The sequence below is a fragment of the Streptomyces sp. BoleA5 genome (assembly GCF_000373665.1).
Classification (GTDB): domain Bacteria; phylum Actinomycetota; class Actinomycetes; order Streptomycetales; family Streptomycetaceae; genus Actinacidiphila.
Genome location: NZ_KB892141.1, coordinates 1 through 10,451, shown reverse-complemented (window position 1 = coordinate 10,451; position 10,451 = coordinate 1). Strand labels below are relative to the sequence as shown.

Here is a 10,451-nt window from a genome sequence, read left to right as displayed (position 1 = left end):
GGTACTAATAAGCCGAGGGCTTGTCCATAGGTTGCTCGCGTCCACTGTGTAGTTCTGAAACAACGAACCCCGGCCCCCTGTTTTGGTGGGGTGGTTGGTGCCGGTTTGTTGGTTTCATAGTGTTTCGGTGGTCATAGCGTTAGGGAAACGCCCGGTTACATTCCGAACCCGGAAGCTAAGCCTTTCAGCGCCGATGGTACTGCAGGGGGGACCCTGTGGGAGAGTAGGACGCCGCCGAACAAATATTGAGCCCCGGCTCCCGAGTTTAATCACTCGGGAGCCGGGGCTTTTTTGCGTTGACCCCCATACGTTGACCGGCCCAAGCACAGGGCGGGCAGAGTGCCTTCTGCCCGCCCTGACTGCTTTCAGGATCCTCTCGGACCGTTCTCTACAGCCGGCCTGCGGCCTTGAGAGCGAGATAGGCATCCGCCAGTGCGGGGGCGATGTCGGCGGGCGGGGCATCGACGACGGTGATGTTGTGCCGGGAGAGGCGCTGGGCGACGCGGCGGCGTTCAGCCCGTGCCTGTTCGGCGGCCGCGGCCGCGTACACGGCGTCCACGCTGCCGCGGCCCTCGGCCATCTCCTCGATACGGGGATCGGCTACGGAGGCGATGAGGACCTCGTGGCGGTGGGTGAGCTGGGGGAGGACGGGCAGCAGGCCCTCTTCCATGGGCGCTGCGTCGAGCCCCGTGAGGAAGACGACGAGGGAGCGCTGCGTGGCGCGCTGGAGGACTGTGGCGACCAGACCGCGGGCGTCGGGCTCGACAAGCTCGGCCTCGAGCGGAGCCATGGCGTTGACCAGAGCGGGGAGCATCTCGCGGGCTGCCCTGCCCTGGACGGATGCGCGAACACGGCGGTCGTAGGCCAGGAGGTCGACGCGGTCGCCCGCCCGGCCCGCGAGGACTGCCAGCAGCAGCGCTGCGTCCATGGCGGCGTCGAGACGGGGTGCGTCGCCGACGCGGCCGGCGGCGGTGCGGCCGGTGTCGAGGACGATGAGGATGTGGCGGTCGCGTTCGGGGCGCCAGGTGCGGACGGCGACGGTGGCCCGGCGTGCGGTGGCCCGCCAGTCGATGGAACGGGTGTCGTCTCCGGGGATGTACTCGCGGAGCGAGTCGAATTCGGTTCCCTGGCCCCGGATGAGCACGGACGTGCGTCCGTCGAGTTCCCGGAGACGGGCCAGGCGTGACGGCAGGTGCTTGCGGCTGTGGAAGGGCGGGAGGACCCGGAGCGTCCAGGGGACATGGTGGGAGCCCTGCCTCGCGGCCAGGCCGAGGGGGCCGTAGGAGCGGACGGTGATGCGTTCGGCGTGCCGGTCGCCGCGGCGGGTGGGATGCAGTGTGGTGGTCACTCGGCGGCGCTCCGCGGGCGGGATGGCCAGCCGGTGACGTGACGCGTCGACCTCGGTACCCGGGTACCAGCTGCTGGGTGGCCAGGCGTCGCGGAGGTGGGCACGCAGCGGGCGTCGGCTGGGGTTGGTCACGGTGAGGGCGACCTCCGCCGTCTCTCCAAGTCGAACGGATGTCTCACCGGATCGGGTGAAATGGAGCTTTCGTACTGGCGCGGCGAGTGCCAGATCGCACAGAATTCCGAACAAAAGGATGCCTTCGACGAGCAGGATGCCGTTCCAGCCGGGGAGCAGCAGACCGACGGCGAGGGCGCCGAGGGCGGCCAGTAGGGCGGTACGTCCGGTGAGTGCCATGGTGGGTCGTCGCCCGTCTCAGCGCGGTACGGGGACGCGGGCGAGGACCGAGGTGATCACGGAGTCGGGTGTGGTGCCTTCCATCTCGGCTTCGGGCCGCAGTTGGATGCGGTGCCGGAGGGTGGGGAGGGCGAGGGCTTTGACGTCGTCGGGGATGACGTAGTCGCGGCCGGTCAGCCAGGCCCAGGCGCGGGCGGTGGCGAGCAGGGCGGTGGCTCCTCGGGGGGAGACACCGAGGGTGAGAGAGGGGGATTCGCGGGTGGCTCGGCAGATATCGACGATGTAGGCCGTGATGTCGGCGGAGACCTGCGTCTTGGCGACTGCGGCCCGGGCGGCGTCGAGGTCGGCGGGGCCGGCGACCGGACGCAGACCGGCGGAGTCCAGGTCCCGGGGGTTGAAGCCGTCGGCGTGACGGGTGAGGACGTCGATCTCGGTCTCACGGGAGGGCAGCGGCAGGACCAGCTTCAGGAGAAAGCGGTCCAGCTGTGCTTCGGGGAGGGGGTAGGTGCCCTCGTACTCGACGGGGTTCTGGGTCGCCGCGACGAGGAACGGCTCGGGCAGCGGCCGTGGGATGCCGTCGACGGACACCTGGCGCTCCTCCATGGCTTCCAGGAGGGATGCCTGGGTCTTGGGCGGGGTGCGGTTGATCTCGTCGGCGAGCAGCAGATTGGTGAAGACGGGTCCCGCCTGGAAGGAGAACTCGGCGGTGCGGGCGTCGTAGACGAGGGAGCCGGTGATGTCGCCGGGCATCAGGTCGGGGGTGAATTGGACCCGCTTGGTCTCGAGCTGGAGGGATGCGGCCAGGGCGCGCACGAGAAGGGTCTTGGCGACTCCGGGGACGCCTTCGAGGAGGACGTGGCCCCGGCAGAGCAGGGCCACGACAAGGCCGGTGACGGCCGGGTCCTGGCCGACGACGGCCTTGGCGATTTCGGTGCGCAGGGCCTCCAAGGAGGCACGGGCGCTGTCGGCGGTCGGGGCGGCGCTCACGGGGTGGCTTTCCTCTCGTTGAGAAGGACGCGGCGTTCCAGTGCGTCGAGGTCGTCGGCGAGACGCAGCAGGGCCGCGTCGTCGGGGGGAGGGGGACCTTGCAGCAGGCTGTGCGGGTCGACGGCAGGGTCGTCGAGCCGGACGGCCACCGCGGCGGGCAGGACGTCCGGGTCGTGTGCCTGGGCCGGGGGGACGCCGAGCAGCGGGGCGAGGCGGTCGCGTGCGGCGGTGCGCAGTACCTCTGCAGCGCGGCCTCGGGCCCGGCCGTGGCGGTAGAGGCGGGCACGTCCTTCGGTCGCTTCGGAGGCGCGGACGGTGGCGGGCAGCCGCTCGGCGACGACGGGGCCGAGGCGACGGGCGCGCCAGAGAGCCGCGAGGGCGGCGGCGATGAACAGCTGGAGCACCGCCCAGTTCCAGCCGTCGGGGATGAGGTCGAGGAAGCTTTCCTGGCCGCCGCCGAAGGCGGAGGCGTCGCTGAGTGAAGGGAGGTACCAGACGAGTTTCGGGTGGGCGCCGAGGATCTGCATGGCGAGCGAGGCGTTGCCCTGTTCGGCGAGGTTCTCGTTCTGCAGGAGCGTGTGGGTGCCGAGGACGACGGTGTCGCCGCCGTTGGCTGCGGGGAGGCGCAGCAGGGTGGAGTCGCCCGGGGCATCCGGGTAGCAGCGGTCGGCGTCGCCGGAGGACGTCGCGTAGCTGCCGCCTCCGGTCTCGGCGGAGCCGGCGGTGCGGGCGGCGGTCAGCCCGCACCCGGGTTCGAGGACACGGACGGGGACGGGCCCCGTGTAGTGGACGCCCGGAGCGAGTCGCCCGATGGAGGGCTCACCGGGGGCGAGGAGGACGAAGCGGCCGCCCGAGCGCTCCATCGCCTCGTGCACCGCGTCCTGCTGATGCTTCGTCAACAGATCGGGCGCGGTGACGAGGACGGTGGCGCCGGGACCGGCGGCGGCCACGGCCTCGTCGGTCGTGGTGACGACCTCGGTGCTCACACCCTGGTCGCGGAGGAGTTGGGCGACGGCCCGGCTGCCGGACGGGTCGGGAGAACGGGGGTCGAGTGCGTCATGGTTCTCACCGGTGCGTGCGGCGGCATAGAGGACGCCGAAGAGGATCAGGGTGAGGAGTGCCGCGAGCAGGGTGCGCGAGCGGGTCCACAGCTGGCCCGCGGTCGGGGAGGCCGAGGTAGTGGCCGGGGCGGGTGCCTGCGCCGGGGACAGGGTGTCGGTCACGGGCGGGAACCTCCGGCGGCGGTCGTGCCGTTGTCGGCCAACCGGGGCTTGGTGCGTTGCACTTCGGTGTCGAGTTCGCGCAGGGCAGCGTAGGCGTCCTGGGTGCCCGGGCGGTCCCCGTAAGTGACGTCGTCGAAGGTGCGGGCGGCGTCCGCGAGGCGGGCGCCGAGGCCGGGTAGGGTACGGCCCGCTTCGGCGGCGGCCTCGTCGGCGGTCCGGCCGGGGCGGGGGTCGAGCAGGGTCCGTTCCTCCAGGGAGCGCACGATCGCGCGCATCCGTTCCCGGACGGCCTCGCTCCACCGGTTGTGTCGCGCGTGTTCCTCGGCGGCGGCGCGGTGTTCGGCGGCGGTCCGCGGGACGTCGGCGAACAGCCCGGTGCCCGTGGCGGGCTGGGCGCGCAGCTTGCCGAGCCGTAGTCGAAGGGCGATGACCAGCAGCACGACCACGACGACGATCGTCACCAGGCCGGCGGCGCCTCCGGGGGTGGCCCCGGAGGCGGTGTCCAGCAGATGGTCGAACTTCTCCCAGAGCCAGTTCAGGGCGCGTTCGAGCAGGCTCGGGTCGTCGCGGTGGTAGATCCCCTTGGACAGTTCGTCCTCGGCGGCCTCACGGGCCGGGCCGCGGGGAATGGTGACCGGTACGTCCTTCCCCGACACCGGCGTCAGCCGCCGGTGGCGGAGCTGTTGCCGGGTGCGCCGGCGGCGCCGAGGGCCTCGGAGTGGCCGGGGACGCCCGCGGCGCGGGCGAGTTCGATGTCCAGGGCCTCGCGGCGGATCCGCTGATCCATGTAGAGCAGGGCGGTAACGCCGGCCTGGATGGGGAAGGTGATGGTGGATCCGATGACGGCGCCGATCCCGATGACGATCAGATACGTCCAGCCGAGACCTGCCTGGTTGCCCGAGGCGAAGGCCGACAGGCCGTCGCTACCGGCGGCCATTCCCACCACTACGAAGGGAATCTGGATGATCGACGAGACGATGTAGACGAGGATCACGGTGAGCAACTGGATGCCCAGAATGCGCCACCACGAACCCCGGACCAACTTGACCGAGCGGGCCATGGACTTGAGGACGCCCTGCTTCTCCAGCATGAGGGCGGGCGACGCGAGGCTGAAGCGGATCATCAGCCAGACGACCACGCCGAGGGCGACCACGCCGCCGAGGAAAGCCAGGCCCACACCCGCGGCTGTGGAGCCGCCGACCGCGACGAGGACGCCGGGGACGATGCCGATGCCGATGATCACGCCGCCGATCAGGCTGAGCAGCAGCGTCAGCCCCAACAGACGCGGCAGCTGGTGGCGGGCGTCGGACCATGCCTCGCCCAAGGTCACCTGGCGGCCGAGCACGGCCCGGCTGATGACCATGGTGAGCATCGCCGTGGCGATCACCGACCCGAGCAAGGTGATGACCAGGGCGAGACCTCCGGCGGCCAGGGTGCCTCCGACGGCGTTCATGACGTCGCCGAACGAGGGGTCGGCACCTTCGTCGAGGGAGTTGATCGTCGCGCTGTCGTCGAGCATGAGCCCCTGGACCAGCAGCATGGCGCCCTGGGTCAGCAGCGAGACCGCGAGGGAGATGGTGAGCACGGTGCGCCAGTGCGCGCGCATCGTGGAGACCGCGCCGTCGAGGATCTCACCCACGCCCAGAGGCCGCAGCGGGATGACGCCGGGCTTGGGCGACGGCGGCGCACCCCAGTGCGGCTGCTGCCAGCCGGAGGGTGCCGGGCCGCCCCAGACCGGGCCGGTGGGCGGGGGCGGGGTGCCCCATCCGCCGGTTGCCTGCCACTGCCCGGCGGGCGGCTGCTGCTGGGACCAGTTCTGCGGCGCAGCGTCCTGCGGCTCGCCGGGACCGTCGGTGCGGTCCGGGTCGCCGGAGGGTGAGGATCCGGGCGAGGCCCAGCCCGGAGAGTCGTTCATCGTCGCTCCTTCATTACTGCGCTACCTACTCGTCCAACGGCGGGACGGTGGCCATCGTGCCATGGGCGCAGTGGGCTTGTACCTGCGGATGCGGAGTACCGCAACCGTTCAAAACGTGCTGCCGTTCACGGCAGACTGAGCAGATGGGTGATCAGCACGTGGTAACTCTGGCCAACGATTCCAACGGCAATCCCGACGAGCCCCTGCCTGCGCTGCGCTGGGAGGAGCCGCCGGAGGGTCCCGTCCTCGTCCTCCTCGACCAGACCAGGCTGCCCGGCGAGGAAGTGGAGCTGGTCTGCACCGACGTCCCCGCCCTGGTCGACGCCATCCGCGGCCTCGCCGTGCGCGGCGCCCCGCTGCTCGGCATAGCGGGTGCCTACGGCGTCGCGCTGGCCGCCGTCCGCGGCTACGACGTGGACGAGGCCGCTGAATCCCTCGCCCACGCCCGGCCCACCGCCGTGAACCTCGCCTACGGCGTCCGGCGGGCCCTCGCCGCCTACCGGGCCGCCCTCACCGGCAGCGCCGGCGGCGACCCCGAACGCGCCGCTGCGGCGGCACTGGCCGAGGCCCGCGGCCTCCACGCCGAGGACAAGGAGGCCAGTGCCGCCATGGCCCGGCACGGCCTCCAACTGCTCGCCGAGCTCCTCCCCGGCGGCGGCTACCAGATCCTCACCCACTGCAACACCGGTGCGCTCGTGTCCGGCGGGGAAGGCACCGCGTTCGCCGTCGCCCTCGCCGCGCACCGCCAGGGCCAGCTGCGCCGCCTGTGGGTCGACGAGACGCGCCCCCTGCTCCAGGGCGCCCGTCTCACCGCCTACGAGGCCGCCCGTTCCGGCATGGCGTACACCCTGCTCACCGACAACGCCGCCGGTTCACTCTTCGCCGCGGGCAACGTCCACGCGGTCCTGATCGGCGCCGACCGCATCGCCGCGGACGGCTCCGTCGCCAACAAGGTGGGCAGCTATCCGCTCGCCGTGCTCGCCCGGTACCACAACGTGCCCTTCATCGTCGTCGCCCCCACCACCACCGTCGACCAGGGCACCGCCGACGGTTCGTCCATCGAGATCGAGCAGCGTCCCGGGCACGAAGTGACCGAGTCGGCCGGAAACCCTGTGGCGCCGCTCGGCACCCAGGCGTACAACCCTGCGTTCGACATCACACCCGCGGGTCTGATAACGGCAATAGTCACCGAAAACGGCGTGGTTTCGCCGGTCACCCCCGATGCCCTGGCAGCTTTGTGCCCGTCTCGTGCTCCAGGTCACGATCAGGTAATGGGATGATCCCGGGCTGAAGCATGGAAACGGCCCCCTGACCTGCGACGATTCGCGGGCCAGGAGGCCGTGACATCGACAGCTGACATCAGTCGGGCTGATCGGCGTCGTCATGGGTGACGCTCCGCAACGACTCCAGCCGCGCCGGCTGACGCAGGAGCCGATCCAGCTGCCCGATCGCCTCGATTACGTCGGGGTCCAGCGCCTCAGCGTAGATGTCCAACGTGGTCGAGATCCGGCTGTGGCGGAGCACCGCCTTGGTCACTCGGGGATGGACCTTGAGGTGCACCAGCAGAGTCCCGCACGACTTCCGCAGACCCTTGGGATTCATCTTGCCAAGGCCCGCCGTCGCACGGACCCGCTGGAGGGTCTGATACAGGTTGTCTGCCGACCACGGACGCCCCGTATTCGTTACGAAAACGTGTCCGTCCGGGTCATCAAACCACGGCCGTCCAGCCGCCAAGGCACGCTCCCGAAGCCACGCCGTGCGCATCCGTTGCCAGCGCAGCGGCGCGATGCATTGCGGCGGCAGCGGCAGCGGAGCTTTGGAAGTCTCGGTCTTGGGATCCACGTCGATCGTGCCAGCGCCCGTGCGCTGGAGCTGCTGCTCGACCCACAGCACGCGGCGGTCCAGGTCGACGTTCTCCCACCGCAAGCCGCAGACCTCAGCACGGCGAAGACCAAGCAACGGGATCAGCAGGAGTCCGGGGTAGTAGACCGTCCTGCGCCGGGCCTCAGCGAGGAAGCGCAGCACCTGCACCGCGTCCCAGCTCTCCCCGCTGTCCGTGGGAGCCCGTACGTGGACGAGCTTGGCCACGTTCCGGGTCAGGCCGAAGTCTTCCTCCATGGCCGCAGTCAGCGACGCCGAGAGGACCCGCAGGGCGTGTTTGGCGGTCTTGCTGCTCTTGTCACCAGCCAGCCTGGTCATAGCCGCTCGCAGCTCTTTGACGCCGAGCTTGAACATCACGACGTGACCGAGCCGGGGCCGCAGGTAGAGGCGAACCGTCTGTTCGTAGGTCTCGTAGCTGCCCACCGACAGGTACGGCCTGACCACGCACTCCAACCAGTAGTCGAACCAATCGCCCAAAGTCATGTCCCGAGTCGGCGTCGGGATGCCGTGCTGGGCACGTTCGATCAACTTCCGGCGCTTGGCATCGCACTCGTCGTAGCTCCGGCCATACACGAACTTGCGCTTGGTGGTGCCGTCCGGCTGGGGGACGTAGACGGCAGCGTGATAGCGACCGTCTGAGCGCTTGACGATCGTTCCCGCGCCATTGGGGCGTCGTGCCATCAGCGGGACTCCTCGATCAGGTCAGCGATCAGGCGTGCCACCGCGTCAGCGGGGATTCGCCGGGACCGACCGATGGTGATCGAGACGAGGCGCCGAGTCCGGATCAACTCGTACACGGCCGATCGCCCCAGCTTGAGCCGCGCCATGACCTCAGGCACGGTCAGCAGCTCCTCAGTGGCGGTGGTCATTCGATGACTCCTTCCTGCGCTCGGAGGTCTTGCAGGGCTTCGCGGGCGGCTTCTCGGTTGAGCTGGATGTCGCGGTGGATGGTGGCGGCGAGGACGGATTCGCCGGGGGTGTGGCCGTGGCCGGCGTAGGTCCAGTGGGCGAGGACGAGCGTGGTGGCCTCCGGGGTGACGTCGGGGTCGGGCAGGCCGAGGGCGGCGCGTTGTTGGGCGGCGCGGTAGTCGGCGCGGACCTGGCGTAGGGCGCCGCGGGTGGTGGAGTAGCGGCGGGATTTGGTGGAGAAGTGGCCGCGGAAGCCGAGCATGTGGGCCCAGTCGAGGAGCTTGCGGTCGGGGTAGAGCTTGTGGAGGTCGAAGCAGGCTTCGATCAGCCGCCGCGGGTGCGGGGGAACACCGAGCAGTACGAGGGCTTCCCGGTTGCCGACCCGGCGGTCAACGGTGCCGGTGGTCTCGGCGGCTTTGGTGGCGTACTTGGCCACGTAGGAGGCCACAGCCTGCTCGGTCAGCTCCCCGTCCGTACCGGCATCGGTGGACCGGATGGGTTGCACGTCGAGCTGGGTGCCCCAAGTGAGGTTGCGAGCGGGCTGGTCGCCGGCAGCCGGGACGGGGACCGCGACGCGGCGTGCGGCGGCCCCGATGGCATCAGTCAGCAGGTCGAGGGTCGCCCACGGCGGGGGCGCGGAGTCGGGTCCGTCCGGGCCGTCGAAGCGGACGACGGCATGGAAGTGGACTGCGCCGCGGCGTTGGTATTCGGCGACCTTGCCGAAGGAGACTCGGCACTGTTCGCGGGCCGCTTTCTGAGTGAGGCCGACGCGGGTGGCGATCTCGCGGCGGAGATAGATGGTGAAGTACCGCCACAGGTCGGAGGCGTGGTTGTTCCACAACACCGCGCCCGCGTAGTCGTAGGCCTCCGGGTCGAGCGGCGTGCCTAACGCCGGGTCGTCCTCAAGGTGGCGGACGCCGCAGCGACAGGTGCCGGTGCTGGGGCGGTTGTGGACGCGGCCGAAGGAGGGTGCGGTGAGGGTGGCGAACACCTTCGGGTGGACCCGCACCGTCTCGGGGGTGCCCTTGCCCGGGTCGCCGACGAGGCCGGCGCGGATGAGGTGGTAGGTGTCGCCGGCGTAGGTCCAGGCGCACGAGGGGCAGCGTGAGGCGCGGCGGTTGCCGCAGGCCACACGGAGCCGTCCGCCGGGTTCGGTGTCCGTCGAGTAGGTGTGGAGGACGGTGCCGGTGGCCCGGTCGAGGGTCTTGGTGTAGCCGGTCAGGTGGATCGGATCGGAGCAGCCGCCGGTGCGGCGGATCTGGTCTTGCCAGCGGTTGAAGTCCGGGGCGCCGGCCACCCGCAGCAGATCGCGCAGGGTGGCCGGGTCCAGGCCCGCCGCGGTGGCGGTGTCGGTCAAGGCGGTCACCTCCCCGTCCGGGCCAGGACCGGGGCGGGGGTGGTGTAGCCGGTGCCGCGGCAAGCCGGGCAGGTGACGCGGAGGGTGGCGCGGGTGCCGTCTGGGAGGCGGGTGCCGGTGGTGATGGCGACGACGGGGAAGCCGTCGCAGTCGCGGCAGACCGGCCGGTTCAGGGCGTGCTGGGGCATGATGTGGCGGTCCTTTCGGGTCCGTTGGGTCTGAGAGGGAGCAGGGCGTCCGGGGCGGTCGATGCTTGGCGGCTGAGTGCCGCCCCGGGGGCCCGTTAGCGCTTGCGTGCGAGGTGGAGCGAGACGCTGGCCCCGCCCACGGTGGGGATGGCCGCAGCAGCGGCGGCGGCGATCATCTGGAACGCGAAGGCCAGGACCACGATCACCAGGGCGGTACCGGCGCTTGCGGTGAGGGTGAGCAGGATCTTCCCGGCGTAGGACGGCGGCGCGGCCTGGATGACCACGACCTGTC

11 protein-coding genes and 1 rRNA gene are annotated in these 10,451 nt (G+C 70.8%); 2 read left to right on the top strand and 10 right to left on the bottom strand.

Translation table 11 applies throughout. The features are described from left to right. The first annotated feature begins 123 nt into the window (after positions 1–123). Positions 124–240 (top strand): 5S ribosomal RNA (gene rrf, locus B085_RS0135630). 148 nt (positions 241–388) lie between these two features. Here the strand turns inward: rrf and B085_RS0135625 are convergent. Genes B085_RS0135625 through B085_RS0135605 form a run of 5 tightly spaced genes read right to left on the bottom strand, consistent with a single transcriptional unit; the run spans position 389 to position 5,824 of the window. After that, positions 389–1,699 carry a DUF58 domain-containing protein gene (locus B085_RS0135625; protein ID WP_026251784.1) on the bottom strand — a complete coding sequence of 437 codons (1,311 nt, stop codon included), beginning with the start codon at positions 1,697–1,699 and terminating at the stop codon, positions 389–391. Between the two features lie 18 nt (positions 1,700–1,717). Continuing rightward, complete coding sequence (locus B085_RS0135620; protein WP_018563374.1) at positions 1,718–2,686, bottom strand: AAA family ATPase; 969 nt, start codon at positions 2,684–2,686, stop codon at positions 1,718–1,720. After that, positions 2,683–3,909: a DUF4350 domain-containing protein gene (locus B085_RS0135615; RefSeq protein ID WP_018563373.1), complete on the bottom strand. Its 1,227-nt coding sequence runs from the start codon at positions 3,907–3,909 to the stop codon at positions 2,683–2,685. Before B085_RS0135615 ends, B085_RS0135620 begins: the two co-directional genes overlap by 4 nt. Continuing rightward, entirely contained in the window at positions 3,906–4,565 is a 660-nt protein-coding gene (locus B085_RS0135610) for a DUF4129 domain-containing protein (RefSeq protein ID WP_018563372.1), read from the bottom strand. Before B085_RS0135610 ends, B085_RS0135615 begins: the two co-directional genes overlap by 4 nt. Positions 4,566–4,570: 5 nt before the next feature. Beyond that, on the bottom strand, positions 4,571–5,824 hold the full coding sequence (locus tag B085_RS0135605; RefSeq protein ID WP_018563371.1) for a DUF7544 domain-containing protein: 1,254 nt from the start codon (positions 5,822–5,824) through the stop codon (positions 4,571–4,573). Positions 5,825–5,967: 143 nt separating this feature from the next. On the opposite strand from B085_RS0135605, the gene mtnA reads away from it, so the two are divergent. Beyond that, positions 5,968–7,104, top strand: a complete 1,137-nt coding sequence (mtnA, locus tag B085_RS0135600; RefSeq protein ID WP_018563370.1) for an S-methyl-5-thioribose-1-phosphate isomerase — start codon at positions 5,968–5,970, stop codon at positions 7,102–7,104. Positions 7,105–7,183: 79 nt separating this feature from the next. Here mtnA and B085_RS0135595 read toward each other — a convergent pair whose 3' ends face one another. The 5 genes from B085_RS0135595 to B085_RS0135575 all read right to left on the bottom strand — a co-directional run. Continuing rightward, positions 7,184–8,386, bottom strand: a complete 1,203-nt coding sequence (locus tag B085_RS0135595) for a tyrosine-type recombinase/integrase (RefSeq protein ID WP_018563369.1) — start codon at positions 8,384–8,386, stop codon at positions 7,184–7,186. After that, positions 8,386–8,574, bottom strand: a complete 189-nt coding sequence (locus tag B085_RS0135590; protein WP_018563368.1) for a helix-turn-helix transcriptional regulator — start codon at positions 8,572–8,574, stop codon at positions 8,386–8,388. Before B085_RS0135590 ends, B085_RS0135595 begins: the two co-directional genes overlap by 1 nt. Beyond that, the gene (repSA, locus tag B085_RS0135585) at positions 8,571–9,971 is read right to left on the bottom strand and encodes a replication initiator protein RepSA (RefSeq protein ID WP_037733137.1); all 1,401 of its coding nucleotides are present in this window, start codon (positions 9,969–9,971) and stop codon (positions 8,571–8,573) included. The genes B085_RS0135590 and repSA overlap by 4 nt, the downstream gene beginning before the upstream one ends. A 5-nt stretch (positions 9,972–9,976) precedes the next feature. Further along, positions 9,977–10,159, bottom strand: coding sequence for a hypothetical protein (locus B085_RS0135580; RefSeq protein ID WP_018563366.1), 183 nt, complete (start codon positions 10,157–10,159; stop codon positions 9,977–9,979). 95 nt (positions 10,160–10,254) lie between these two features. Next, a partial coding sequence (locus B085_RS0135575; RefSeq protein ID WP_026251783.1) for a hypothetical protein occupies positions 10,255–10,451 on the bottom strand: 197 nt, incomplete at its 5' end.

What these genes read in the sequence shown, in the direction of transcription:
- B085_RS0135595 (WP_018563369.1), bottom strand. Translation starts at nt 8,386, where the DNA reads ATGGCACGACGCCCCAATGGCGCGGGAACGATCGTCAAGCGCTCAGAC.
- B085_RS0135580 (WP_018563366.1), bottom strand. Translation starts at nt 10,159, where the DNA reads ATGCCCCAGCACGCCCTGAACCGGCCGGTCTGCCGCGACTGCGACGGC.
- mtnA (WP_018563370.1), top strand. Translation starts at nt 5,968, where the DNA reads ATGGGTGATCAGCACGTGGTAACTCTGGCCAACGATTCCAACGGCAAT.
- B085_RS0135590 (WP_018563368.1), bottom strand. Translation starts at nt 8,574, where the DNA reads ATGACCACCGCCACTGAGGAGCTGCTGACCGTGCCTGAGGTCATGGCG.
- B085_RS0135625 (WP_026251784.1), bottom strand. Translation starts at nt 1,699, where the DNA reads ATGGCACTCACCGGACGTACCGCCCTACTGGCCGCCCTCGGCGCCCTC.
- B085_RS0135605 (WP_018563371.1), bottom strand. Translation starts at nt 5,824, where the DNA reads ATGAACGACTCTCCGGGCTGGGCCTCGCCCGGATCCTCACCCTCCGGC.